The 24,555-nt window shown below is 64.5% G+C and carries 26 protein-coding genes and 1 riboswitch; of the genes, 19 read left to right on the forward strand and 7 right to left on the reverse strand.

What is annotated here, in order from left to right; all coding sequences use genetic code 11:
* On the reverse strand, positions 1-1,032 hold the full coding sequence (locus E1H16_RS16815) for a phosphotransferase family protein (RefSeq protein WP_134325078.1): 1,032 nt from the start codon (positions 1,030-1,032) through the stop codon (positions 1-3).
* Positions 1,033-1,233: 201 nt separating this feature from the next.
* Between E1H16_RS16815 and E1H16_RS16820 the strand changes: the two genes are divergently transcribed.
* Together E1H16_RS16820 and E1H16_RS16825 are read left to right on the forward strand one after the other, a co-directional pair.
* The gene (locus E1H16_RS16820) at positions 1,234-2,418 is read left to right on the forward strand and encodes a glycosyltransferase (RefSeq protein ID WP_208379119.1); all 1,185 of its coding nucleotides are present in this window, start codon (positions 1,234-1,236) and stop codon (positions 2,416-2,418) included.
* The gene (locus E1H16_RS16825) at positions 2,415-3,170 is read left to right on the forward strand and encodes a PIG-L deacetylase family protein (protein WP_134325079.1); all 756 of its coding nucleotides are present in this window, start codon (positions 2,415-2,417) and stop codon (positions 3,168-3,170) included. The genes E1H16_RS16820 and E1H16_RS16825 overlap by 4 nt, the downstream gene beginning before the upstream one ends.
* Here E1H16_RS16825 and E1H16_RS16830 read toward each other — a convergent pair.
* From E1H16_RS16830 to E1H16_RS16845, 4 genes are all read right to left on the reverse strand, one after another.
* Positions 3,167-3,820 (reverse strand): 3-oxoacid CoA-transferase subunit B, encoded by a 654-nt coding sequence (locus E1H16_RS16830; RefSeq protein ID WP_208379120.1) that lies wholly within the window; start codon positions 3,818-3,820, stop codon positions 3,167-3,169. The genes E1H16_RS16825 and E1H16_RS16830 overlap by 4 nt on opposite strands.
* Entirely contained in the window at positions 3,817-4,494 is a 678-nt protein-coding gene (locus E1H16_RS16835; RefSeq protein WP_134325080.1) for a 3-oxoacid CoA-transferase subunit A, read from the reverse strand. Before E1H16_RS16835 ends, E1H16_RS16830 begins: the two co-directional genes overlap by 4 nt.
* A 72-nt stretch (positions 4,495-4,566) precedes the next feature.
* On the reverse strand, positions 4,567-5,232 hold the full coding sequence (locus E1H16_RS16840) for a response regulator (protein WP_134325107.1): 666 nt from the start codon (positions 5,230-5,232) through the stop codon (positions 4,567-4,569).
* Positions 5,229-6,554, reverse strand: coding sequence for a sensor histidine kinase (locus tag E1H16_RS16845; protein WP_134325081.1), 1,326 nt, complete (start codon positions 6,552-6,554; stop codon positions 5,229-5,231). The genes E1H16_RS16840 and E1H16_RS16845 overlap by 4 nt, the downstream gene beginning before the upstream one ends.
* A 197-nt stretch (positions 6,555-6,751) precedes the next feature.
* Between E1H16_RS16845 and E1H16_RS16850 the strand changes: the two genes are divergently transcribed.
* The 16 genes from E1H16_RS16850 (at position 6,752) to gcvP (ending at position 20,409) form a co-directional block, all read left to right on the forward strand.
* Positions 6,752-7,444, forward strand: a complete 693-nt coding sequence (locus E1H16_RS16850; protein WP_134325082.1) for a DUF998 domain-containing protein — start codon at positions 6,752-6,754, stop codon at positions 7,442-7,444.
* Positions 7,445-7,453: 9 nt separating this feature from the next.
* Complete coding sequence (locus E1H16_RS16855) at positions 7,454-8,248, forward strand: acyl-CoA thioesterase (protein WP_134325083.1); 795 nt, start codon at positions 7,454-7,456, stop codon at positions 8,246-8,248.
* Positions 8,245-9,288 (forward strand): LLM class F420-dependent oxidoreductase, encoded by a 1,044-nt coding sequence (locus tag E1H16_RS16860; protein WP_134325084.1) that lies wholly within the window; start codon positions 8,245-8,247, stop codon positions 9,286-9,288. Before E1H16_RS16855 ends, E1H16_RS16860 begins: the two co-directional genes overlap by 4 nt.
* 52 nt (positions 9,289-9,340) lie before the next feature.
* Positions 9,341-10,114, forward strand: a complete 774-nt coding sequence (locus E1H16_RS16865) for an SDR family NAD(P)-dependent oxidoreductase (protein WP_134325085.1) — start codon at positions 9,341-9,343, stop codon at positions 10,112-10,114.
* Between the two features lie 181 nt (positions 10,115-10,295).
* A complete protein-coding gene (locus E1H16_RS16870; protein WP_134325086.1) occupies positions 10,296-10,517 on the forward strand; it encodes a hypothetical protein in 222 nt (73 codons plus the stop codon).
* A gap of 114 nt (positions 10,518-10,631) precedes the next feature.
* Positions 10,632-11,498, forward strand: a complete 867-nt coding sequence (locus E1H16_RS18855; RefSeq protein ID WP_134325087.1) for an HTD2 family dehydratase — start codon at positions 10,632-10,634, stop codon at positions 11,496-11,498.
* Complete coding sequence (gene clsA, locus E1H16_RS16880; protein ID WP_134325088.1) at positions 11,495-12,079, forward strand: cardiolipin synthase ClsA; 585 nt, start codon at positions 11,495-11,497, stop codon at positions 12,077-12,079. Before E1H16_RS18855 ends, clsA begins: the two co-directional genes overlap by 4 nt.
* Complete coding sequence (locus tag E1H16_RS16885; protein ID WP_134325089.1) at positions 12,076-12,918, forward strand: DUF881 domain-containing protein; 843 nt, start codon at positions 12,076-12,078, stop codon at positions 12,916-12,918. Before clsA ends, E1H16_RS16885 begins: the two co-directional genes overlap by 4 nt.
* Positions 12,915-13,250, forward strand: coding sequence for a small basic family protein (locus E1H16_RS16890; protein WP_208379121.1), 336 nt, complete (start codon positions 12,915-12,917; stop codon positions 13,248-13,250). Before E1H16_RS16885 ends, E1H16_RS16890 begins: the two co-directional genes overlap by 4 nt.
* Positions 13,247-14,173, forward strand: a complete 927-nt coding sequence (locus tag E1H16_RS16895) for a DUF881 domain-containing protein (RefSeq protein ID WP_134325090.1) — start codon at positions 13,247-13,249, stop codon at positions 14,171-14,173. The genes E1H16_RS16890 and E1H16_RS16895 overlap by 4 nt, the downstream gene beginning before the upstream one ends.
* A gap of 38 nt (positions 14,174-14,211) precedes the next feature.
* Entirely contained in the window at positions 14,212-14,601 is a 390-nt protein-coding gene (gene gcvH, locus E1H16_RS16900) for a glycine cleavage system protein GcvH (RefSeq protein WP_134325091.1), read from the forward strand.
* 132 nt (positions 14,602-14,733) lie between these two features.
* A complete protein-coding gene (locus E1H16_RS18940; protein WP_208379122.1) occupies positions 14,734-15,285 on the forward strand; it encodes an FHA domain-containing protein in 552 nt (183 codons plus the stop codon).
* A complete protein-coding gene (gene ftsR, locus E1H16_RS16910) occupies positions 15,282-16,040 on the forward strand; it encodes a transcriptional regulator FtsR (RefSeq protein WP_134325093.1) in 759 nt (252 codons plus the stop codon). Before E1H16_RS18940 ends, ftsR begins: the two co-directional genes overlap by 4 nt.
* Positions 16,041-16,055: 15 nt before the next feature.
* A complete protein-coding gene (locus tag E1H16_RS16915) occupies positions 16,056-16,550 on the forward strand; it encodes a bifunctional nuclease family protein (RefSeq protein ID WP_134325094.1) in 495 nt (164 codons plus the stop codon).
* A gap of 181 nt (positions 16,551-16,731) precedes the next feature.
* The gene (locus E1H16_RS16920; protein ID WP_208379123.1) at positions 16,732-17,295 is read left to right on the forward strand and encodes a MerR family transcriptional regulator; all 564 of its coding nucleotides are present in this window, start codon (positions 16,732-16,734) and stop codon (positions 17,293-17,295) included.
* Positions 17,296-17,375: 80 nt separating this feature from the next.
* Positions 17,376-17,476: riboswitch (glycine riboswitch) on the forward strand.
* A 71-nt stretch (positions 17,477-17,547) separates the two neighbouring features.
* Positions 17,548-20,409 (forward strand): aminomethyl-transferring glycine dehydrogenase, encoded by a 2,862-nt coding sequence (gene gcvP, locus E1H16_RS16925; RefSeq protein ID WP_243837883.1) that lies wholly within the window; start codon positions 17,548-17,550, stop codon positions 20,407-20,409.
* An 18-nt stretch (positions 20,410-20,427) separates the two neighbouring features.
* On the opposite strand, the gene E1H16_RS16930 is transcribed toward gcvP, so the two are convergent.
* Positions 20,428-21,726: an amidase family protein gene (locus tag E1H16_RS16930; RefSeq protein ID WP_134325097.1), complete on the reverse strand. Its 1,299-nt coding sequence runs from the start codon at positions 21,724-21,726 to the stop codon at positions 20,428-20,430.
* Positions 21,727-21,801: 75 nt separating this feature from the next.
* Complete coding sequence (gene coaA, locus E1H16_RS16935; protein ID WP_166741819.1) at positions 21,802-22,800, reverse strand: type I pantothenate kinase; 999 nt, start codon at positions 22,798-22,800, stop codon at positions 21,802-21,804.
* Positions 22,801-23,012: 212 nt separating this feature from the next.
* On the opposite strand from coaA, the gene E1H16_RS16940 reads away from it, so the two are divergent.
* Complete coding sequence (locus E1H16_RS16940) at positions 23,013-24,407, forward strand: mycothione reductase (RefSeq protein WP_134325098.1); 1,395 nt, start codon at positions 23,013-23,015, stop codon at positions 24,405-24,407.
* Positions 24,408-24,555 lie beyond the last annotated feature (148 nt).

Consider the following 24,555-nt stretch of genomic DNA (forward strand, 5'->3'; position numbering starts at 1 on the left):
TTACTTGAGCGCCTGCTCCGCGGCTTCGAGCGAGTTGGCGACCGTCGCGTTGAGCACGGTGTGGTCATAGCCGTCGTCCGCCATCGCGCCGACCTCATAACGATGCCGTACGCCGATCTGGATGCAGGCGCCGCGCCAGCGCTGGAACGCGACGTAGAAGTCGAGGCGAGAGATGTCGTTACCGCTCTTCTCGGCGTAGCGCTGCGCGACCTGATCGCGCGTCATGAACCCCGGAGCCTGGGTCGGCGTGTTCGTGGTCGCGCTGTTAGCGGCCTCACCGGGCTCTGACCATGAAGACAGCAGCCACCCGAGGTCAGCCATGCTGTCACCGACAGTAGCCAACTCCCAGTCGAAAACGGCAACGATCTCACCGGCGGGCGTGATCGACATGTTGCCCAGTCGGAAGTCACCGTGCGCGATCCCAGTGACCTGCGGCGGTACATCGCCGACGAGCTTCTGCGCAATCCGCACGACCTGGTCGGTCTCCGGCGGCATCACGGACTGAACCTGCTTGGTCCACCGATCTACCTGACGCTCGATGTAACCGGTCGTCTTACGTGAACCTGGCACGTCCAGCCCGTTGACGTCAACAGAATGCAGCGCGGCGAGTACGTCGGCGGCCTGCTCGCTGGCGCGATACCGAGCGGACTCATCGATACCGAGCGCGTCCTCGGTCGAAGCGAGCACGATCCCCTCGACGAAATCCATCACGTAGAAGTCTGCGCCGGTGACCGAGTGGTCATCGCAGAACGCACGTGCACGAGCTACCGGGACGCCAGAGTCCTGCAGGGCCGAGACGAACTTCCACTCGCGACCCATATCGTGCGCGGACTCCAGCACGCTGCCGGTCGGCGGACGGCGCAGCGCGAGGCGCTGCCCCGACTGGTCGCTGACGAGGTAGGTCAGATTGGAACGGCCGCCGGCAATGAGTGTGAACTCGGCCGGGCCGGTGAAACCGGAAACATTGTCGGCGAGCCAGGCGGAGACGGCCTCCGGCTCGATTCCGGCAATCGGTGGGGAATCAGAGGTCATTCCTCGACTTTAACGGACCGATCGGTTGTTCATCTCAGCCACCTGCCGCGGACACCGCCGCCACGCGCCGAGCCCAATCTGCATGCGCTGGAAAGCCCCGGCCACGCACGACGCGTGCGGGTTGAGTGTTTGCTCACCATCTGTGAGTGTCATCGGGCCCCAAACTTTTGTTGAATGTGCAAATAGGCGTAGGGTGCGCGGGTGACCTCTCGCTTGCGCATCGCGTGCGTCTCGCTACATACCTCGCCCACGGATATGCCCGGACAGGGCGACGCGGGCGGGATGAACGTCGTGGAGCTGAATCAGGCGCTCGCGCTGGGTAGGAGCGGACACAGCGTCGATTTGATTACCCGGCGGGCCAGCGACGATCAGCCCGCCCTCAGCGAGGTCGCCGGAGGAGTCCGGCTGCGGCTCATCGACGCCGGTCCGCCGCGACCGATGGCCAAAAGCGCTCAAGAAGCCGTCTTGGATGAGTTCCGCGCAGGTCTGGCACGGCTCGAGCCGTACGACGTAGTGGTCTCCCAGCACTGGATGTCCGGTGTCGCAGCGCTGCCGATCGCGCGGGGTTGGTCAGTGCCGCATCTGCAGAGTTACCACTCGATCGCCGCCCCCGTCGGCGCCGATCTATCGGCGGGCGAGCCGCCGGAATCGGCCGGGCGTGAAGCAGGGGAGCGGCTGCTGGCGCGTGAATCAGATGCGATCATCACGATCAGCCGGGCAGAAGCGCGCACGGTCATCGAGCGCCTCGGCGCCGACCCGGCACGGGTACACGTCGTCCCGCCCGGGGTCGACCACGAGGTATTCGTACCGCAACTGCAGCGCGCGCACCCGCCGTACGTGGCATATGCGGCGCGACTGCAACCGCTGAAGGCCCCGGACCTCGCAGTGCGCGCCATCGCGGCCGTCCCGCCCGAGATCCGGCCCGAACTGCATATCGCCGGCGACACGTCGGCGGATTTCGCCGACTACGGCGCGGAACTGCAGGCCCTCGTCGACGAACTGGGTGTGCGCGACAAGGTGCGATTCGTGGGCTCCTTCGACCGGCCCGGGCTCGCTGAATTTCTCGGGCGCGCCGTGCTGACCATCGTGCCGTCGTACTCCGAGACCTTCGGGCTCGTCGCGTTGGAGTCTGCCGCGTGCGGCACCCCGGTGATCGCCTCGGCGGTTGGCGGCCTGGTCGAAGCGGTCGCCGATGACGTGTCAGGAACCTTGATGCATACGCGCGATCCAGCGGCATGGGGGGGCGAGATCGCACGATTGAGCGGTGATCCCGCAGCCTGGCGTGCGCTGGTGAGCGGTGCGCAGCAGCACGCTGCGACGTTCGGCTGGGACGCGTCCGCCGACGGATTACTCGGCGTTCTCGCGCGCGTAGTGGGGCGCGGATGAGCATCTTCGATGGTGTGCGGCGAGTGCTGTTCGTACACGCGCACCCGGACGACGAAACCATCGCGACCGGGGCATTAATCGCCGAGCTTGTCAGCCGGGGAGTTGAGGTCGGTGTGCTGACCGCGACGCGCGGGGAGATGGGCGAGGTCGTCGAGGGTCCGCTGCAACACCTCGCCGGTACGGATGAGTTACGTCAGGTACGCGCCAACGAATTACGTGCGGCACTGCACGCGCTGCGGGTCACCTGGCACGCCTACTTGGGCGAACCACCTGCTCGCGCTCGTGGACTCGCCGCGCGTAACTATCACGATTCGGGTATGCGATGGATCCGGCCTGGCCTAGCGGGTCCCGATGAAAACGTGTCGGCCGAGGCACTGACCAGCGCCGACCTCGATGAGGTAGCCGACGATATCGCGGCTTCGATATCGGCCTATGCACCCGACCTCGTCATCACGTACGACGAAGGGGGCGGGTACGGGCATCCCGATCACATCGCGTGTTACGAAGCTACCCGGCGCGCGATCACCGCGACCGGGACTCGCCTCGCCGTCGTGATTACCGACGAGGACGCAGCCACCGATGGCGAACGGGTGGACGGCGCGCGCCACCTGGAAACCCTCACCGAGGCGCTGCGCGCGCACGCGACTCAGGTGCGGGTAGATGGCGCGGACATCGTGCATAGCGGCGGTCAGCGCGAGCGGATCGTGACGCACGCCCTCCTGCGCCCGGAAATCGGCGACGCGCGCGGTTAACTGCACAACGGTGCGTCGGTCACCGATCGCACATGCTCGAACGTCACTCCCGGAGCCAGATCCAGCACGGTGAACTCGGCGCCGTCGACGCTGAACACGCCGAGTTCGGTATAGACGCGGTCGACTACGTTAGTCGCAGTAAGCGGATAGGAGCAGGTCTCGACCAATTTGCTGACGCCAGTGGGCGAGTTGTGCGTCATCGACACGTACACCGATTTCGCGCCGACGGCGAGATCCATCGCTCCGCCAACACCGGGCAGACGGGACATATTTCCGGTGGACCAGTTCGCCAGGTCCCCGTTCACCGCCACCTCGAACGCGCCGAGCACGGATACATCCAGGTGGCCTCCGCGCATGATCATGAAGGAATCGGTGTGGTGGAAGTACGATCCACCCGTCAGCAGCGTGACCGGCTGCTTACCGGCGTTGATCAGGTCCCAGTCCTCATCACCGGCAGCCGGTGCCGGACCCATGCCGAGAATTCCGTTCTCCGAGTGCAACAGGATCTCACGATCGGCCGGCAACGCGTTGGCGACCTCCGTCGGTCGGCCGATCCCGAGATTGACATAGGACCCGTCCGGGATGTCGGCGGCAATCCGTGCCGCGATCTGCTGCGGCGTCCATCCCGGCCTCGTCGGTGACGTCGTCACGATGCCTGCACCCCAATCTCTACGACCTTGTCCACGAAGATTCCGGGAGTGACGATGTGTTCGGGATCCAACTCACCCAGGCCCACGATTTCGTCGACTTCGACGATCGTCGTGGTGGCTGCAGTCGCCATCGTCGGCCCGAAACTCCGTTGTGCCTTGTTGTACACGAGGTTGCCCCACCGATCGGCGCGCTTTGCTTTGATCAGTGCGTAATCACCAGCAAGTGGCTCCTCGAAAACATGCTCCCGGCCGTTGATGACACGCGTCTCCTTGCCTTCTGCCAACTGCGTACCGCCCGCAGTCGGGGTGAAGAATCCGCCGAGTCCGGCACCAGCGGCACGCATCCGCTCGCTCAGCGTGCCCTGTGGCACCAGCTCGAGCTGGAACGATCCGTCCTGCCACCGCTCAAGCACCCAATTCGCGCGGTCCACCGAACGAGGATAGGAACAGACGAGTTTGGCGACCCGCTTCTCCCAGATCAACGTTGCGATCGGCGTCCCATCGCCGCCCGCGTTATTGGTCACCAAGGTCAACTTGCGCGCGCCGCTGTCCAATAACGCTGCGATCAGCTCCCGCGGCATACCCGCACCGCCGAACCCGCCAAGCAGGATGGTGTCGCCGTCCTGCACGGTGCTCAGCGCCTCGGCGCAGGACGAAACTCGTTTGTCAATCACACGCTTCCCCGTCCGTTTGGCAGGAAAGTCTAGCCAGGACGCCAGGAGACGTCGCGGCGGCTCGTCGTCGAATCAGATTCCGTCCTCGCCGACCGTCACCAAGTGCGACTCGTACGCGAACACGACTGCCTGTGCGCGATCGCGTAACGAGAGTTTGGTGAAGATGCGTCCGACATGGGTCTTCACCGTTTGTTCGGCCACGACTAGCGAGGCGGCTATCTCAGCGTTCGAGAACCCGCGAGCGAGTAAACCCAGCACCTCTAGCTCGCGCCCGGTGAGCGCGTTCAGTTCGACCGAACGGGTGGCGCTGGGGCGCGCGCGTGCGAATTGCTCGATCAACCGCCGGGTCACGGTCGGTGCCAATAGCGCATTGCCCTCGGCGGCGATTCGCACGGCGGAAATCAGGTCGGCGGGGGGAGCGTCCTTAAGGAGAAACCCGCTCGCGCCGAGTTGCAGCGCGGTGTACACGTAGTCATCGATGTCGAAGGTGGTCAGCATGACGACCTTCGGTGCATCAGGGCGGGCGAGGATCTGCTCGGCGGCGGCCAGACCGTCCATCACCGGCATCCGCACGTCCATCAGCACCACATCGGGCCGATGTTCTCGGACGGCGCGGACTCCCGCTTCGCCGTCCGCGGCGTCGGCCACCACGCTGATATCGCCTTGAGCGTTCAGCAGCGCACCGAATCCTGCGCGCACCATCTGCTGGTCATCGACGATCACTACCCGGATGGTCACGTGTTGCCCTGCAGATCCAGTTCCCAGGCCTCGGCGTTCTCGGCGGAGGTAGGCAGCCACGCGAGCACCTCGAAGCCGCCATCGGCCGTCTGGCCGGTGGCGAGCGTGCCACCGAGCGCGACGGCACGTTCGCGCATCCCACGCAAGCCGTGGCCACTGCCGGGCATGGGGTTCACCGGGTGTTGCGGCGCCGGGTTGCGGACGGAGATCTCCACGGACCCGATTGAGCGCTCAATGACCACCCTGGCCGGTGAGCCGGCGGCGTGGCGCACGACGTTGCTCAACGATTCCTGAACGATTCGGTACGTCGCGATCGAGACGGAACGTTCCAGATCACTGAGGTCGGCGCTGACGAAATCGACCTTGGTGCCTGCCCGGCCGACGTGTTCGATCACTCGGGGGAGGTCCTCGACGCCGGGTTGAGGGGCTCGCTCGGCTTGAGCCTCGTCCCCGCGCAGTACGCCGAGGATTCGACGCAGCTCTGCCAACGACGACCTGCTCTGTTCGCTGATCTCCTGAAACTCTCGGCGGACCTCATCCGGCAGGTTCGGGATGCGGTACTCGGCGGAGGACGCCTGCACCGTGATCACCGACATGTGGTGCGCGACCACATCGTGCAACTCGCGGGCGACCTGTGCTTTCTCCTGCAGCATCTCGCGCTGTTCGCGCTCCTGCTCACTGATCTGCTTATGTTGCTTCGCGCGGGCCTCCGAGGCGCGCAGTTGTCGAATACCCAGACCGATCGCGCCGAGAACGAGGCTGACCCACGCTGCTACGAAGAACGCGCCAGTGAACCCGCCGGCGAGAACTTCCAGTGCGAGACTGACCAGGATCATCGCGCCGTAGGTGATCGCTGCATCGCGCAGCGGTACCGAGTAGCCCAGCAACAACGTGCAGGCGAACAGTGCGAGCATGGAGCATACGGTCCATGGCACCGGCAGCGCGTAGACCGCGGCGCCGTCGGAGAACAGCCCGTTCGGCAGCAACGCGAACGTGATCAGAACCGTTCCGAGCAGCACCACGCCGACGGCGGCCCGTGGGTTGTAGTGGGCGAGTACGACGCCGACCGATCCCGGCAGGGCCAGCAGCATCCCCCAAGCACCTAGCCCGTACGCGGCGCCGAGCACCGGTGCTTGGACGGCGTACAGCACGATTGCGACGGCGATCAGCGCGCCAAGTCGAATCTGCTGCGCAATCGGCTTGCGGGGTGCCGACGTACTGGTCGCCGCCGGTCGCGTGGCGGCCGCGGCTGAGCTATTTTCGTCTGCCGAGGTCAGTCGTTCGAAGAAACTACGCTGCCTGGACTTCGTGGATGTACTCATGGCCGCCTCCAACGGATCGCCGGATGAGCGTCGGGCCAACAGGTTGGTTTGCACGCCACTAACGCTAGTCGGCCGGCGCGGCCGCGACATCACTCTGAAGTAGTACTTTCCTGTTGCTCGTAGTGCCTCAGGGGGAGGTCCAAGACCCCGCTGCGGCGTGATGTCTGCGGTGCGACCGTGCCGCGAGATTTCAGGGCATGACCACAACGCCCGTCAGTTTTCGCCCACTCGCCGTCCCCGCCGCAGCAACGCCGACAATCAATTCTCGCGGCAGCGTGCTGCCGAGTTCGTTGGCCAGCATCGGTGCGCTGACGGCCATTGCGGCGATGGTCGCGATTCACGTCCTGATGGCGGGCTCGGTCGATCCGGTCTCGCAAACGCTGAGCATGTACGGTGTCGCGACCGCATCCAGCGGGCTGTTCGCAGTTGCCTGTACCGCCTTGGCGCTCGCCGTTGTCAGCCTGGCCAGTCACCTGCCCGTCATGGGTCGCATCAGCGCATACCTCGGCGCGGTGATGCTGGAACTGGTCGTCATCTTCCCCACGGACGCCGGTTCGGGTGCGCTCTCGCTCAGCGCTCAGATCCATCGATACGCCGCCGCGGCTGCGTTCGTACTGTTGGCTGTGGCGATCATGAGCTATCTGCCGCAGTGTTCGGCGCGCCTGCGGCACAGCATGCTGGTGATTCTGGTTGGTGTCGCGCTGGCGTTGCTATTGACTATCGCGGCGGCGTTGTGGCCGACGCTGTGGTCGATGGACGAGTGGCGCGGAATTCCGCAGCGTCTACTGATGTTCCTGGAGGCCTCAGCGATCGCGATGTTCGGCCTGCGGGTGTGGCGGGCGAGCGTTGGACGTGGGGTGCGTAACAGCGCTGAGGTTGTCGCTGGGTAGTTTGTCTCAATGACCGGACGCCCCGATAATCTTGCCGAAATACTCGATCTGGAGACCATCGATCGCGGCCTGTTTCGCACGACGCACCATTTCGAGGAGCAGTTTCCGCTGTACGGCGGGCAGGTAGCCGCGCAAGCGATCCTGGCCGCCGGCCGGACCGCGCCGCCCGAGCGCGTGCCGCACTCGATGCACTGCTATTTCCTGCGTGGCGGAGACCCGGCCAAGCCCGTTGTCTTCCACGTCGCCGCCGACTTCGACGGCGGCAGTTTTTCCTCGCGTCGGGTTATCGCGGTGCAGGACGGCGACGTCATCTTCAACTGCACCGTGAGTTTCCAGCGGCACAACGAGGGCCCGGATAATCAGATGGTGACCGCCGAGCCGATCGGTAATCCGGACGAGCTCGCCGACTGGGATCCGCGCCGGCTGCACTCGGTCGCGATGAAAGAGCCGAACCGCGACAACCCCAACAATTACTGGCCCAAAGACTGGTTGGCGAAGGTCGATATTGACCTGGGCGACGACCCGATGATGCACGCGGCCGGCTTGGTCTACCTCACCGACGCCGGCAGCGGACTAGCAGAAATCCGGTCCAAGGAGGTCGGGTTCCTGTCCACGATCGATCACACCGTGTGGCTGCACCGCATCCCGGACATGAACCAGTGGCACCTGTTCAACTACGGCCCGCGGCGCACCGGCGATGGTCGCGGACTCTATACGGGATCGGTCTTTGACATGGACGGTGCGGTCATCGCGACCGTGGCTCAGGAATCGTTGTTCCGCTACCAAAAGAAGGATCGCTCATGAAGGTAGGACTCGGCGCCGGGTATTGGTCCTCCGGGCCGCCGGCGGGAATCGAGGCAGAACTTCAGCGCGCCGAGGAACTCGGCCTGGACAGTTTTTGGACTGCGGAAGCGTACGGATCCGATGCGCTGACCCCGCTCGCGTGGTGGGGTGCGAGCACCAAAAACATCCGCCTGGGTACCTCGGTATGTCAGATGTCGGCGCGGACCCCGACCGCGTTGGCCATGGCCGCGCTGACCGTCGACCATCTCAGCGGCGGGCGAATGGTGGTGGGTATTGGCGCCTCAGGTCCGCAGGTCGTGGAGGGTTGGTACGGACAGCCGTTCCCGCGGCCGTTGGAGCGCACTCGCGAGTACGTCGACATCATGCGCGCCGTCTGGCGGCGCGAGGAGCCAGTCACGTACGCCGGCAAGCATTACCAACTGCCGTACGACGGTGGTGCCGGTCTCGGAAAGCCGTTGAAGTCGACGGTCCATCCGCTGCGCACCGACATTCCGATCTTCCTTGGCGCGGAGGGTCCGAAGAATGTCGCTTTGGCAGCGGAAATCGCCGACGGGTGGATTCCGCTGTGGTTCTCGCCCAAGTCGGATCAGTTCTACCGGGACGCGCTGGCCGAAGGATTCGCGCGCGAAGGTGCCCGGCACACGGTCGAATCGTTCGAGGTGGCGTCCGTGCTGTCAGTGGTCGAGGACGAGGACGTCGACGCTGCCGCGGCGCGGATCAAACCCGGGTTGGCGCTCTACGCCGGTGGTATGGGAGCGAAGAATGCAAACTTCCACAAGGACGTCTTCGTGCGGATGGGCTGGGGCGAGGTCGTCGCCGAGGTTCAGGACCTGTACCTGGCCGGACGCGCCCAGGACGCGGTGTCGGTCATTCCTACCGAGATGGTCGAGGATGTTGCGTTGATCGGCCCGGCAGAGAAGATTGTGGAGGACTACCAGCGTCGTTGGCGCGATTCGTGCCTGACAACGGTGATCCTGCATGGCGTACCGCAAGGAGAAGGCGGGGATCGCATCCTCGCCGCACTGCGGGATCAGGCATAAGCACCACCATGTGAGCGCGGCGAGAGCCGCTGACAGCTGAGGAGAAGCAGGTATGACAGCGACACCATCGTTCAGGCTGGATGGGAAAGTAGCCCTGATCACCGGCGGCAGTCGGGGACTGGGCCGCGAGATGGCGTTCTCGTTCGCCGAGCAGGGCGCGACCGTCGTGGTCGCGAGCCGCAAAGAAGAATCATGTGTTGCCGTCGCCGAGGAGATCACCAAGCAGACCGGCGCGAAGGCGTTGGGTCTGGGGTGCCACACGGGCGACTGGAACGCCGTTGGCGCAGCATTTGAGCGGGTAACCGCCGAGTTCGGTGGAACCGACATCCTGGTCAACAACGCCGGTATGTCCCCGCTGTACGACAAGCTGACCGACGTTGAGGAAAGCCTGTTCGCGAAGGTGATCGACGTCAATATGAAGGGTGCCTTCCGCCTTGCATCGCTGTGCGGTGAGCAGATGGCGGCCCGCAACGGTGGGAGCATCATCAACGTCTCCAGCACCGGCTCGGTCGCGCCCACACCAGGCATCGTTCCTTACGCCATGGCCAAGGCCGGACTCAACGCGATGACCCTCGGCATGGCTCGCGCGTTCGGCACGACCGTTCGCGTCAACGGCATCATGCCGGGGCCGTTCCTCACTGATATCTCGGATGCTTGGGATATGGCGGAGTTCAACGAACGCGCCGAGCGCACCATCGCGCTCAAGCGCGGCGGCGAGCCCAACGAGATTGTCGGCGCCGCGTTGTACCTGGCCAGCGACGCCTCGTCGTACACCACGGGCACGATCATCAAGGTCGACGGCGGGGCGGCGTACGGCGCCACCTGATCGACCCCTTCACGGCGCACATGGCCCCACCCGGTTGATGACCCGGGTGGGGCAATGTGTTGCTAGCGGGAACAAATCTGGTGCCCTCGAACGTTCATCTAATAAGGCGACGCAGTTTGCTGCGTCGTCATCGCTGTCGGTTTGTATGACAGCCAGTAACACCAGAAAGGAGGGTCACGCCATGAAGCAGAACATCACCATCGCAGAGATGAACCGGATGTGCAACGCGATCATGCAGCTCGGCTACCAGCCACAGCAGGCACGCATTGCGGCGACGACGATGAGTCGGCTGGTCAACCAGCAGGGCTTCATCATCGGCAGCCCAGAGCACTTGGATTGGGCCCGACGCGAGATCGGCAACGACTCGATCGTCACCGCTGCGGTTGACGCACTCGCTGCGTAACGTCCGCAACCGTCCGTAGGGCGACGCCTCCCGCCGGGAGTCGTCGCCTTTGGCATATCTGTCGGCCGATACAGTTCGGATGCGGCGCGGTACGGCTAGGTGAAGGGGACGGTAATGGGCAATTCGTTGGAGCAGTACATCACTGGCTGGAAGCCATCGGCACTCGTCGAGACGGACGTCCTCACCAGCGAGGTCAGCGGATGGTTGGCCGATCTGCTCGCCGCCGACCGGGTGGCGCCACCGGGAGTGCTGCCGCCTAGCTGGCACTGGGTCTACTTCACCGATTGGCCGCATTACGAAGGACTGGCCGCGGACGGTCACCCGCATGCCGGACATTTCCAGCCGCCGATCCCCGAACGCCGACGGATGTGGGCTGGTGGCTCGATCACCTCACATGGCGATCTCATCCTCGATGAGGAGGTAGAACGGACCGGCACCGTCCTGTCGGCCGTGCCCAAGAGTGGGCGCTCGGGCGAGATGGCCCTGATCAGCGTTCAGTACGAGTTCCGCCAGCGCGGCGAGTTGCGACTTACCGAAGTGCAGAATCACGTGTACCGCTCCGGCGCCGACGACGCACCGGCGCGTACCTGGCCGCCGCGACCGCAGACGCCGGTCGAGACGGACGCCGGATGGCGGCACGACATCGCGACCGATGAGATCCGGTTATTCCGAATGAGCGCCATCACCGGAAACTCGCACCGGATCCACTACGACCGCAGGTACGCCACCGAGGTCGAGGGTTATCCGGACCTGGTCGTGCACGGTCCACTGCTGGCGCAGCACCTGGCCACATTGGCGCTGCGGCACGACCCGTCACTGCGACTGGAACAGTTTGACTACCGTGTGCAGGCACCGGTATTCGTCGGGGACGCGGTCAGCGCGATCGGTCGACCGAACGGTGACAGCGCCGAGTTACAGGTAATTTCTGCCCCCGATCGGGTGCATGTGGCCGCTACGGCGACCTATCATCGCTCCTCATGACTGAACCGGTCACCGATCGCGTCTGGACGATCCCGAACATCCTGAGCATGTTGCGTCTGGCCGGGGTGCCACTGTTCCTCTGGTTGTTGTTGGGCCCGGAGGAAGACTTGTGGGCCGCGATCGTGCTGGGCCTGTCTGCGTTGACCGACTGGGCCGACGGCAAGATCGCTCGCAAGTTCGGCCAGACCAGCCACCTCGGGCAACTGTTGGATCCCGCGGCTGACCGCTTGTACATCCTCAGCACGCTGTTGGCGTTCGTGCTGCGCGGTTTCGTGCCGTGGTGGTTCGTCGCCCTGCTGGTAGTGCGCGATGTCAGCGTCGGGATCGCTCTGTTGATCCTGCGCCGACACGGCTACGAGGCGCTGCAGGTCAACTATCTGGGTAAGGCCGCCACGTTCTGTCTGCTATATGGATTCCCGCTGTTGCTGTTGGCCCGCGCGGCGTCCTCACTGGAGACCGTCACATTGCCGCTGGCCTACGCGTTTATCGTCTGGGGCGCGGTGCTCTATCTGGTTGCCGGCGCGCACTACATCAGGCAGATTGCGCAGATCGTGCGCGAGGACACGCCGGCGGTGCGATGACTGAACCGGACGCAGCCGACCGTTGGGGTCTGCGCACGCTGATGACGCGGACGTTGGACCCGGGGTACGCGCTCGCCGCTACCGGTCCACGAAGCTGGCGACGCAGCGGCGGCGTACTCACGCTTGTTGTCGTGCTGATCGCCGGCGTGCTGATGGGGATGACGGTGCGTCAGCACCAACGGCAAGGGACCGATCGGCAGGCGGCGAACGCCGCACTGATCGAACGTATCGAAGCGCGACAAGGCGAGGTCGGTCTGCTCAGCGCTGAGGCGATCGAGTTACGAGCCGAGGTCGCCGAACTACGACAGGCTGCGTTGGGGACGACCGAATCCGGTCAGCAGTTGCTGGACACGCTCACCAAGCATGAGATGGCAGCGGGGCAATTGGCTGTTACCGGGCCCGGGATCGAGATAGTCCTGGACGAACCACAACCTGTGCAGGGTAATGATCCCGTCGGGCACGGGCAGACGGTCGAGCAGGATGGGGTTATCAAGGACACCGATCTGCAGGCTGCGGTGAATGCGCTGTGGGCCTCAGGTGCCGAAGCGATCGCGATCAATGGCTCGCGCATCGGCCCGATCACCGCTATCCGTCAGGCCGGCGGCGCCGTGCTGATCGACTTCCAGCCCACGTCGACGCCGTACGTAATCGAGGTGATCGGTGATCCGGGGACCTTGCCGGGCGCATTCGCGACGACTAGCGCCGCGCGGCGTTTCAGCACCTACCGCACCGCTTTCGGCGCGCAGTATGAGGTGCATACTGCCGACGAGTTGAATCTGCCGGCGGCCGCTGATCCCATCACCGCGGGATCGTCCGGCACGCAGGGAGGAGGGAAATGATCGTCGCACTGGGCGCACTTATCATCGGCGTTGTGTTGGGTCTGTGGGTGGACCCGACGGTGCCGATCTGGATGCAGCCATACCTACCGATCGCCGTCGTCGCCGCGCTGGATGCGCTATTTGGTGGCGTACGTGCTCGCCTCGATGGCATCTTCGATGCAAAAGTCTTCGTGGTCTCGTTTCTGTCGAACGTGCTGATCGCGGCGTTGATCGTGTTCCTCGGGGATAAGTTGGGCGTGGGTGCGCAGTTGTCGACGGCGGTGGTCGTCGTACTCGGCATCCGGATTTTCGGCAATGCGGCCGCTATCCGTAGGCATGTGTTCAAGGCATGAACGAGACCGAGCCGCAGACCCCTGCAGAACCCGAACCGCCCACCCAACCAGAGTCCGCGGCCGACACCGACAACGATGTCGCCGTCGAGAAGTCCGACGAGGCGGATGGCCGTCGTGCGGAAGAATCGGACGTGGCGGACGGCGACGCTGCGGGCCAGCCGGATGAGGATCGTGCGGACGAGGCGGACGGTGACCCAGAGGACGAGCAGGGCGAGGCGCCAGTACGCCGGCGAACGAACTGGACCCGCGGGCGGCTGGCCATCGCCTTCGTCTGTTTGCTGTTGGGCCTCGGAGTGGCGGTGCAAGTTCAACTGACGTCGGACACCGAACGCGATTTGCGAGGCGCTCGACAGGAGGACCTGGTACGTATCCTGGATGACCTCGACAACCAGCACGCGCGCCTGGGAACAGAGGTAAATGATCTTGGCGATGCCGCCGACGATCTGGCCTCCGGAGGCGGCGCGGCGGAGGCCGCACAGCAGGAGGCACAACAGCGCCTCGATCAATTGGCGATTCTTAACGGGACCGTGGCCGCCAGCGGTCCGGGGATCTCGCTGGAGATCAGCGATATGCCCCCGGATCCGCCCGTAGAGATGATGATCACGGTGATCCAGGAACTGCGGGCGGCCGGTGCCGAAGCGATCCAGGTGGGATCGATCCGGGTCGCGATGACCTCAGCGGTGACTACCTCGGACGGCGCGATCCTGATCGACGGGCAACCATTGCAGTTCCCGATGGCGATACTCGCGATCGGCGATCCGGCGACCCTAGCCACCGCGATGGGCATCCCCGGTGGCGCGGTCGCGAGCGTGTCCTACGTCGGTGCGACAGCCACCGTCGAACAACTCGACAACGTGAAAATCACCGCGTTGCGGGACCTCGATGCACCTGACTACGCTGAGCCTGCCAAGCCGTCGAAGTAGTAACGACGACCGAGAAGAATGTGTCCCGAGGAGCTCGCATGATTCCTACCGACCTCAAGTACTCCGCCGAGCACGAATGGGTGCAGGTCGGCGGTGACCTCGAGGAGGGCGTGGTCCGAATCGGTATCACCGATCACGCACAGGACGCGCTCGGCGACATCGTGTTCGTGGAGTTGCCCGAGGTCGGCACCACGGTGAGCGAAGGCGAGGCGTGCGGCGAGGTCGAGTCAACGAAGAGCGTGTCGGAACTGTTTGCTCCGCTCAGCGGTGAAGTTGTCGCACGTAATGAAGAACTGGAATCGGCGCCGGAATCCATCAACAGCGACCCATACGCCGCTGGCTGGATGCTGCAGATTCGGATGTCCGATCCGAGTCAGTTGGACGCGCTGATGGATGCCGCCGCGTACGGCGAACTCATCGGCTCATAACGCTCGTCCGATCGCCTGGCCCACCCGAAGCCTCGGCCTCGCGTTGACCCTTGATTTGAGCGCCGCGTACCCTGGTAATCCAGGTCACGGCGCCTGAGCCGTGGCCATTCCGCTGTCTGAAAGGTGCCTGCATTGAAGTGCAAGAAGTGCAACGCCGAGCTGTCGCCGGGTGCTCGCTTCTGTGCCCAGTGCGGCGCACCCACGGGCGAGCCGGCAGCTGATTTTTCCTCGCTCCCGGCGAGTGAGACCACCCGTCAGTTCAGCCCGGTCGGCGCCGAGGCGCCGGCAGAGTCGATCGACGCGGACGGCGAGATCGGGGAGTCCCTGTCGATCGAGGGACTGCCGCCGGACACCGCGTTGCTCGTGGTGAAGCGTGGCCCGAACGCTGGCAGCCGATTCTTACTCGACCAGCAGGTCACCACCGCCGGTCGCCACCCCGATAGCGACATCTTCTTGGACGACGTCACCGTCTCGCGCCGACACGTGGAGTTCCGTCGTGAGGACACGACGTTCTCGGTACATGACGTGGGCAGCCTGAACGGCACCTATCTCAATCGCGAGCTCGTGGACAATGCCATGCTCGCCAGCGGTGACGAGGTCCAGATCGGTAAGTTCCGACTGGTGTTCCTGCTGGGGCATAGCCCAGCAGGCGAGGCCGCAGATCTCGATGGACACGGCCAGTGACGCAGCAACCTGCCAGGCGGCAGGACCCTGCCACGGGGGAATCGATCACGATCGGCGAGTTGCGGGCCGCGCTGCTGCCGGATTTCCCATCGATCACGATCTCCAAGATTCGTTACCTTGAGGAGATCGGGCTGATTCAGCCCGCGCGCACGAAATCGCAATACCGCAAGTTCTCGCACGCCGACCTTGCGCGCGTGCGGTACGTGCTGACCATGCAGCGCGATAAATATCTGCCGCTGAAGGTCATCAAGGAAAACTTGGACGCGATGGACCGCGGACTGGACGTGACGAGCGATCCGGCGAAGCCACGGGTCCCGTTGCTCGCGATGGCGCGGGACTCCGACGGACTGCCGAGTTCAGAAGAACTCGGCCGCGCGCCGTCGAACGTGCGGATCTCACGCGCCGAACTGTTGGAACAGTCCGGCCTGGACGAGCAGATGCTGGCCAGTCTGGAGCAGTACGGCGTGATCGTTGCCGAGCGCAACGGTCAGTTCGACACCGATGCGTTCGAGATCGCTACGGCTGTTGCTGGTTTGGCCGCATACGGATTCGAGGCGCGTCACTTGCGCTCGTTCCGGACCCAGGCCGATCGCGAGATCGGTCTGATCGCCCAGGTGGTTACACCGCTGATGCGCCAGCGCACTCCTGGATCCCACGGCAAGGCGGAAGAGACGATCCGTGATCTCGCTGCGTTGTCGGTACGCCTACATGCGACGCTGGTCCGTTCGGGCTTGCGGCGTCAGATCAACTCCTAGGAAGGTCGTGAGCAGATGCGCGAAATGAGTGTTGTCGGGGTTCGGGTTGAGTTGCCGGCGAATCAACCGATCGTGCTGCTCACCGAGGTCGAGGGCGAGAAGTTCCTGCCAATCTGGATCGGCAGTGCCGAGGCAAGCGCGATCGCGTACGAGCAGCAGGGCATCAAGCCGCCGCGACCGCTCACCCATGATCTCTTGGTGAATGTGATCGAGGCTTTGGGTTCGAAATTAGAGCGAGTCCGGATCACCGGGATGAAGGACGGCCTGTACTTCGCCGAATTGGATCTGCAGAACGCCGAGCCGGTCACTGTCCGCCCGTCCGATGGAATCGCGTTGGCGCTGCGCACCGGCGCACCGATTTTGGCCGACGACGACCTGGTCAGCGAGGCGGGGATCACGATCGACGAGGCCACTAACAGTGGCGACGGCGAGGGTTCCGAGGACGAGGTCGAGAAGTTCCGCGAGTTTCTGGACAACGTCACCCCGGAAGACTTCGCCGGCGGCTCCTGAACGTTGTGGATCCGCGGATCACGATTGCGTCACGCCTCGCGCGCCGTAACCCTTAAGTCGAGGGTGAGACTTCGATCCACCCGTACGGTGGCATTGACGACCCCGAAGTTAAGTGCGTACCGTGGAATTACCTCGGTGTGCTTTGGTGCCGCGGTGACGAGGTGCCCGTTTGGAGGAACACGTGAGCGATCGCCACATCCAGGAAGGTCTCTTTCCTGATGCGCGTGAGGTTGCAGAACACGAGGCCGACCTGTTCGGCTACCGCGGGCCGGTGGCGTGCAGCGCCGCCGGAATCACCTACCGGCAGCTTGATTACTGGGCGCGCACGAAGTTGGTCAGCCCGTCGATTCGCACCGCGAAGGGTTCCGGATCGCAGCGTCTGTACTCGTTCAAGGACATCCTGGTCCTCAAAGTTGTCAAGCGGCTTCTGGACGCAGGCATCTCACTGCATAACGTCCGCATCGCCGTCGAGCATCTACGCGATCGAGGTGTCGATGACCTCGCGAACATCACGTTGCTCTCGGATGGCACCACAGTCTACGAATGCACCTCGGCAGAGGAAGTCGTCGACCTGCTCGCCGGCGGGCAAGGCGTATTCGGCATCGCAGTATCTGGCGCGTTGAAGGAATTGACCGGGTCGCTGGTGCATCTACCGTCGGTGCGCGCTGATGTCGGCGATACCGCAACCCAAGCCGACGACGAGTTGGCTCGTCGCCGCCAGGCCAAGCGGGCCGCAACCGCGTAAGAGTTGCGTCGGAGTCAACAGCCGCAGGTGCGTCACATCACTTCGAAATCGGAATCCTTGCGGTAACCTTGAGCGCGCTGATCATCCGCGTAGGAGAGTTCGCCGGGCGTCGAGCCCGTGGCGAGCGCCGAAGGGGCAACACTCCCCGTAACCTCTCAGGCACCAGGACTACGACGGCCAGGCATCTCTGAAGAGCGTCCGCTCGACTGAGGGGGAGACGACACCTTTCGTCTGCCCTGGAGTGAACAACCTGTGAGCACCGATTACTTCGCGTTCGAACGCCGCCATATCGGCCCGGACGCCGCCTCTATCTCACGAATGTTGGACGTAATCGGCTCGGCGTCGATCGACGAGTTGGTGCAGGGCGCCGTACCCGCCGGGATCCGCATCGCCGACCGGCTGGATCTGCCCGAGGCAGCCACCGAGGCCGAGGCCATCGCCGAGCTACGCGCGTTGGCGTCCGCGAACTCGCTAAAGCGATCCATGATCGGCCTGGGGTACTACGACGCTCACGTACCGGCCGTGATCAAACGCAATGTGCTTGAATCGCCGGCCTGGTACACCGCGTACACGCCGTACCAGCCGGAGATTTCGCAGGGCCGCTTGGAGGCGTTGCTGAACTTCCAGACGCTCGTCAGCGACCTCACCGGGCTGTCGATCTCGGGCGCGTCATTGCTGGACGAGGCGACCGCCGCGGCCGAGGCGATGACGTTATGCCGCCGCGCGTGGAAGGGGAAGTCGGAGAATCCGACCTTCGTCGTGGACGTCGATACGTTCCCGCAGACTCGCGCCGTGATCCGCACCCGTGCGCAGGCCCTCGGGCTGCGCGTGGTGGAGCAGGACCTCTCCGCCGGGCTCGAACAAGCGCTGTTTCACGCCGGGGTCGACCTTGGAGACGTGTTCGGCGTGCTTGGCCAGTATCCGTCCTCCGGCGGCGAGATTCGTAACTGGCGCGAGGTCATCGACACCGCCCACGGCACTGGGGCGCTGGCCGTGCTGGCGACCGACCTGCTCGCGTTGACTGTGCTCACCTCGCCGGGCGAACTCGGCGCCGATGTCGCCGTCGGGTCCGCTCAGCGGTTTGGAGTCCCCATGGGGTACGGCGGTCCGCACGCCGGATTCATGGCGGTGCGTGACGGCTTGCAGCGCACCATGCCTGGGCGCTTGGTCGGCGTATCGGTCGACGCGGGCGGTGTTCCGGCGTACCGCCTCGCACTGCAAACCCGCGAGCAGCACATCCGCCGGGAGAAGGCCACATCCAACATCTGTACCGCGCAGGTATTGCTGGCGATCATGGCCTCGATGTACGCGGTGTATCACGGCCCGGACGGGCTGCGCACGATCGCGCGCTCGGTGCACGCCAAGGCGACGCGGCTGGCCGCAGCATTGAGCGCCGCCGGCATCGACGTCCGCACCGCCTCGTACTTCGACACCATCACCGTCCGCGTGCCGGGACGCGCGGCGCAGATCCAGGCGGACGCGCTCGATCGCGGTATCAACCTATGGCGAGTCGACGACGACGCTCTGCAACTCTCGTGCGACGAGACCACTACCGACGCAGACCTGGAGGCGGTGCTGGCCGCGTTCGGCACCGGCGAGCTCGTCGCCGAAGCCCCCGAGGCGCTGACGCTGCAGCGCACCAGCGACTTCCTGACGCACCCGGTGTTTTCGGCGTACCACTCGGAGACCGCCATGCTGCGGTACCTGCGCCGACTGTCGGACTCCGATTACGCACTCGACCGGGGCATGATCCCGCTCGGTTCGTGCACGATGAAACTGAACGGAACGACCGAGATGGAGCCAATCACGTGGCCCGAGTTCGGCGGACTACATCCGTTCGCGCCGGTCGATCAGGCCGCCGGCTATGCGCAGGTTTTCGCCGATCTCTCGTCGTGGCTGGCGGAGGTCACCGGGTATCACAGCGTCTCTCTTCAGCCGAACGCCGGATCGCAAGGCGAGTTCGCCGGTCTACTGGCGATCGCGAAGTATCACGAAGCCAACGGTCAATTGCAGCGCACGGTGTGTCTGATTCCCTCGTCCGCGCACGGCACCAACGCGGCGTCCGCGGTCATGGCCGGAATGAAAGTCGTCGTGGTCAAGTGCGATGACGCAGGCAACGTCGATATCGACGATCTGCGCGCGAAAATCACGCAGCACGGTGACCAGTTGGCCGCCATGATGGTCACCTACCCGTCCACGCACGGCGTGTACGAGGAGACCATCAGCGAAGTGTGCGCGATGGTGCACGACGCCGGTGGCCAGGTGTACGTTGACGGGGCGAACCTGAATGCTTTGGTCGGCCTGGCGCAGCCCGGTCGGTTCGGTTCAGACGTGTCGCACCTCAACCTGCACAAGACGTTCTGCATTCCACATGGCGGTGGTGGTCCCGGCGTCGGCCCGATCGGCGTTCGTGAGCATCTCGCGCCGTACTTGCCGAACCATCCGCTGATCGCCGAGGCGGGCCCGCTGACCGGCCCCGGACCGGTCAGCGCCGCGCCCTGGGGCTCAGCGGGCATCCTGCCGATCTCCTGGGCATATATCCGGATGATGGGGGCCGACGGCTTGCGCCGCGCCACGGAGGCGGCCGTCTTGAATGCGAACTACATCGCCGCTCGGCTTCGTGAGCACTACCCGGTGCTGTACACCGGCGCGAACGGGCTGGTCGCACATGAGTGCATCCTGGATCTGCGCCCGCTGACCAAGAGCAGTGGGGTGAGCGTGGACGATGTCGCAAAGCGACTGATTGACTACGGCTTCCACGCGCCGACCATGAGTTTCCCGGTCGCCGGCACGTTAATGGTTGAGCCGACCGAGTCCGAGGACCTCGCCGAGCTGGATCGGTTCTGCGACGCGATGATCGCGATCCGCGCGGAGGCCGCCAAGGTCGAATCGGGGGAATGGGACGCCACGGACAACCCGCTGCGCAACGCTCCGCACACCGCCGCTGAACTTGCCGGCGACTGGACGCACCCCTACAGCCGCGAGGTGGCCGTCTTTCCCAGCGAGCACACGCGCACCGCGAAGTACTGGGCACCCGTGCAGCGCATCGATGGCGCCTACGGCGACCGGAACCTCGTGTGCTCCTGCCCGCCGCCGGAGGCCTTCGAGTCGTAGCCGATCGGGACGCTTCGGCTAGATCGCGATGGGTTTGGCAAGCGCGATCACGTCACGATCGCCGAAGTGCGGCCCGATCAACTGCAGACCAATCGGCAAGCCGTCACTACCCTTGCCCGCGGGGAAGGAGATCGACGGCAGGTTCGGGTAGGTCGCCAGACCGGCCCATGCCAATTGCAGCCCGCACGCGGTCGCGGTTCCGTCGATCGAGATCTTCCGGGTCGACATGTCGATATCGTCGATCTCAAACGCCGTGGTGCCGAATACCGGTGCGAGTACGCCGTCGTACTTCTCGTTCAGCGCGAGGTTCCAGGCGCGGGCGAACAGGGCCTGCTGGTCTTGTAAGTCGAACCAATCGCTCAGCGTGATCGGCGGTACGCCTTCGGGTGCGACTCCGCGGGAGAGCACCGTCAACAGCATCTTGACGTATGCCTGGTGCATCTCGGCGAGGTTTGGCAACTGCGGGTTACGGTCCACCACATAGCCGGCCGCCTCCGCACGAGCGCAGGTCTCGTCGATGACCCGAGCGACGTCCGAGTCGATCGGTCCGACGGGATGAGTGTCAATGACCGCAAGACGCGCGCCCGCCGTGCTCTCGCGCCTGGGTCCCGGCAGCGGATGCTCAGCAATGATCGACAACAACAACTCGACGTCCTCCGCGGTGCGGGCCATGGGCCCCGCGACGCTGAGCGGCCGCGCAGCGCCGTCGGTGCCAGGATGCGAGTGCCCTTCCAAGGACACCAAACTGTAGGTGGTCTTCAAGCCCCAGATACCGCAGAACGCGGCGGGTAGCCGCACCGAGCCGCCGATGTCGGTACCCACCTCGGCCGGTACGTAGCCGGCACCGAGCGCGGCAGCCGAGCCTCCTGAGGATCCGCCGGAGGAGCGGCCGACCATATGCGGATTGTTCGTCGCGCCGTACACCTTGTTGTTGGATTGAAAGTCGGCGAGGTCAATCGCGATATTGGTCTTGCCGAGAATGACCGCGCCGGCTCCCTTGAGCCGGCGTACTACTCGAGAGTCGGCAGCGGCGATGTTGTCGCGCGCCTCAGGCAGCCCCCAGGTCGACGGCAGCCCGGCGATGTTGAAACTTTCCTTGACTGTCATCGGTAGGCCCAACAATGGTGCACGCTCGCCATGCGCTAGGCGCTCGTCGGCAGCCGCCGCAGCACCGCGGGCGCGGTCGAAGTCGCGCACTACGACAGCGTTCAATTCCGCATCACGCGCCTCGATGCGTTCGATCGTCTGCTCCAGCGCGTCGATCGCCGTCAGGTCACCGGCCGCGAGCCGGTCGGTCAGTTCCTTGATCTCGGGCATGTCATCACCTCGACGGTCAGCCTAGACGACCGAACCGACGAGAATGTGACCGGCGCAACTACCGCAGGCGCTTACTCAAATGCGCCGCAACCGGATTCGCTCTACCCGGTGGTTCTCACCCTTGCTGAGAATCAATCGGGCACGTCCGCGGGTCGGCAAAATGTTCTGCACGAGGTTGGGACCGTTGATGGAATCCCAGATGCCCGACGCCGTATCCAGTGCTTCTTGTTCGGTGAGTCGAGCGTAGTGCTTGAAGAAGGAATCCGGGTCGGTGAACGCGGTCTGGCGCAACGCCATGAAGCGCTCGATGTACCACTTCTTGATAATGCGCTCCTGAGCATCGACGTACACCGAGAAGTCGAAGAAATCAGACAGGAAGACCGAAGGCACCCGGCCACCGGTCGCCAATCCGTGCTGCAGCACGTTCAGGCCCTCGAGGATGAGGATGTCCGGGCTCGAAATGACCTGTTTCTTGTCCGGCAGTACGTCGTACACCAGGTGGCTGTACAGCGGCGCCGCGACCTCGCGTCGTCCGGCCTTGACCTCGGCGACGAACTGCAGCAGGGCGCGTCGATCGTAGGACTCAGGGAACCCCTTGCGATCGAGCAGGCCGCGCTCTTCGAGTACGGCGTTGGGATAGAGAAACCCATCGGTGGTGACGAGGTCGACCTTCGGCGTGCCCGGCCAACGCGACAGTAGCGCCTGCAACAGGCGAGCAGTGGTCGATTTACCGACGGCGACCGAACCGGAGACCGCGATGATGAAGGGAACCTTGTGTACGTCCGAGCGCAGGAACTCGCGCTGGGCGTCCCAGACCTGATGCACACCCATGGTGTGCAAGTTCAATAGACGCGATAGCGGAAGATACACACTGACGACCTCATCGAGGTCGATCTGCTCGCCCAGACCGCGGATCTGTTCCAGTTCTTCGGCGGTCAACGGTTGCGGCGTACTCTCAGCGAGTTCCTCCCACTCGGCACGTCCGAATTCGAGGAAGAGATGCGGCGAGTTCCCGTTCTTGCGAGTCCGTACGCTGCTGGACGAAGATCCGGTTGCAGCCTGCGCTTCCATCATCCGTCAATCTTCCGCCCGCGATGGCGCCGGATTCCAGCCGTTGCGCTATTTTTCACAGCTTCGACGCACCGCGTTTCGCTAATTGTTGCGCTAAGTGGCGTACCCGCCGGTGGGTTGTCGCAGGCGCCTAGAATGCCCATGGGCCGCGGGATATCGCACTTTCTTGTACCGGTGCGGCGAGGTGTGGCCCGTCGCTGCCGGAAAGGAAAATAATGCAGTCACGGCACCACGATTTGGTCATCATTGGCACGGGCTCGGGTAATTCCGTCATCGGTCCGGAGCATGACGGCCTCGATATCGCGATCATCGAGAAGGACCTCTTCGGAGGCACTTGTCTGAATGTGGGATGCATTCCGACCAAGATGTTCGTCTACCCGGCCGACGTGATCTCGGCCGCCGAGCACGCGCGAGAGCTCGGCGTGAGCATGGGGGAGCCGTCGGTGGACTGGCCGGCGATCCGAGATCGCGTATTCGGCCGCATTGATCAGATTCCGCCGGCCGGCGAGGCGTATCGCAACAGCCTGGAGCACGTCACCGTCTACAAGGGCACCGCACGTTTCGTCGGTGAACGGACGATCGACACGGGGACCGGCGTGACGATCACCGCCGATCAGATCGTGCTCGCTGCGGGTGGGCGGCCGCGGATGCTGCCGGTGCCCGGGCTGGATGCTGTGGACGTTGAACGCGGCGTGCACACCAGTGACACGGTGATGCGCCTGGACGAACTGCCGCCGCGGATGGTGATCATCGGTGGGGGATTCATCGCCGCGGAGTTCGCGCACGTGTTCTCCGCGTTCGGTGTCGACGTAACGTGGCTGCAGCGCGGTCCGCGCGCGCTGGGGAAGGCAGACGAATCGGTATCCCGAGCATTTACCGATCGATGGGTTGCCAACGGTCAGCTCGTGCTGGACACGCAGGTGAGCGCCGCGTCGTACGACGACGGGGTGTGGACCCTGACTACCAAGGGCCCGGACGGCGAGGGGAGTCTGCAGGCCGAAGCCGTACTGATCGCGATCGGCCGCGTGCCGAACTCGGACCTGCTGGAAGCGCCGGTGGGCGGCATCGCGCTACACGATGACGGCCGGGTCCGCGTTGATGAGTACGGCCGCACCAGTGCACCAGGCGTGTGGGCGCTGGGCGATATCTCCAGTGAAAAGCAGCTCAAGCACGTCGCCAACCACGAGGCGCGCGTGATCGCGCACAACGTGGTCGCGGCCGAAGCCGACCTGCACAAGTACGATCACCGCTTTGTGCCGTACGCCGTGTTCGGCTCGCCGCAAATCGCCTCGTTCGGGCCTACTGAAGCAGAACTACGCGCCGCAGGCGTGGACTATTTGGTCAAGGTGCAGAAGTACGGCGACATCGCCTACGGATGGGCAATGGAGGACGCCACCGGGTTCTGCAAGGTATTGGCGGACGCTGGCACGCAGAAGATCCTCGGTGCGCACGTATATGGATACCAGGCGTCGGTGGTGATCCAACCGTTGATCCAGGCCGCTGCGTTCGGGCAGTCAGCCCTGGACGTTGCGCGAGGTCAGTATTGGATTCATCCCGCGTTACCGGAACTGATCGAGAACGCGCTGTTGGGGCTCGAGCCGCCGCAGTAGGCAGAACAATAGAAACGCACAGGGCGAGGCCGCGACGGCCTCGCCCTGTGCGGTTGTGTTAAGTGGCTAGTTGTGATGTCCAGGCAGGTTGTTGAGTCTGCTCATTGGTGGGGCTCCGATTGCGGTGTGGTGCCTGTGGTGATTGTAG

Origin of the sequence: Cumulibacter soli (genome assembly GCF_004382795.1) — a bacterium.
Taxonomy (GTDB): Bacteria; Actinomycetota; Actinomycetes; order Mycobacteriales; family Antricoccaceae; genus Cumulibacter; species Cumulibacter soli.

Excerpts from the sequence above, each read along its gene's own strand:
- E1H16_RS16815 (WP_134325078.1), bottom strand. The coding sequence starts at position 1,032 with ATGACCTCTGATTCCCCACCGATTGCCGGAATCGAGCCGGAGGCCGTC.
- E1H16_RS16825 (WP_134325079.1), top strand. The coding sequence starts at position 2,415 with ATGAGCATCTTCGATGGTGTGCGGCGAGTGCTGTTCGTACACGCGCAC.
- E1H16_RS16845 (WP_134325081.1), bottom strand. The coding sequence starts at position 6,554 with ATGAGTACATCCACGAAGTCCAGGCAGCGTAGTTTCTTCGAACGACTG.
- E1H16_RS16850 (WP_134325082.1), top strand. The coding sequence starts at position 6,752 with ATGACCACAACGCCCGTCAGTTTTCGCCCACTCGCCGTCCCCGCCGCA.
- E1H16_RS16855 (WP_134325083.1), top strand. The coding sequence starts at position 7,454 with ATGACCGGACGCCCCGATAATCTTGCCGAAATACTCGATCTGGAGACC.
- E1H16_RS16860 (WP_134325084.1), top strand. The coding sequence starts at position 8,245 with ATGAAGGTAGGACTCGGCGCCGGGTATTGGTCCTCCGGGCCGCCGGCG.
- E1H16_RS16865 (WP_134325085.1), top strand. The coding sequence starts at position 9,341 with ATGACAGCGACACCATCGTTCAGGCTGGATGGGAAAGTAGCCCTGATC.
- E1H16_RS16870 (WP_134325086.1), top strand. The coding sequence starts at position 10,296 with ATGAAGCAGAACATCACCATCGCAGAGATGAACCGGATGTGCAACGCG.
- E1H16_RS18855 (WP_134325087.1), top strand. The coding sequence starts at position 10,632 with ATGGGCAATTCGTTGGAGCAGTACATCACTGGCTGGAAGCCATCGGCA.
- clsA (WP_134325088.1), top strand. The coding sequence starts at position 11,495 with ATGACTGAACCGGTCACCGATCGCGTCTGGACGATCCCGAACATCCTG.
- E1H16_RS16885 (WP_134325089.1), top strand. The coding sequence starts at position 12,076 with ATGACTGAACCGGACGCAGCCGACCGTTGGGGTCTGCGCACGCTGATG.
- E1H16_RS16890 (WP_208379121.1), top strand. The coding sequence starts at position 12,915 with ATGATCGTCGCACTGGGCGCACTTATCATCGGCGTTGTGTTGGGTCTG.
- E1H16_RS16895 (WP_134325090.1), top strand. The coding sequence starts at position 13,247 with ATGAACGAGACCGAGCCGCAGACCCCTGCAGAACCCGAACCGCCCACC.
- gcvH (WP_134325091.1), top strand. The coding sequence starts at position 14,212 with ATGATTCCTACCGACCTCAAGTACTCCGCCGAGCACGAATGGGTGCAG.
- E1H16_RS16915 (WP_134325094.1), top strand. The coding sequence starts at position 16,056 with ATGCGCGAAATGAGTGTTGTCGGGGTTCGGGTTGAGTTGCCGGCGAAT.
- E1H16_RS16930 (WP_134325097.1), bottom strand. The coding sequence starts at position 21,726 with ATGCCCGAGATCAAGGAACTGACCGACCGGCTCGCGGCCGGTGACCTG.
- coaA (WP_166741819.1), bottom strand. The coding sequence starts at position 22,800 with ATGATGGAAGCGCAGGCTGCAACCGGATCTTCGTCCAGCAGCGTACGG.
- E1H16_RS16940 (WP_134325098.1), top strand. The coding sequence starts at position 23,013 with ATGCAGTCACGGCACCACGATTTGGTCATCATTGGCACGGGCTCGGGT.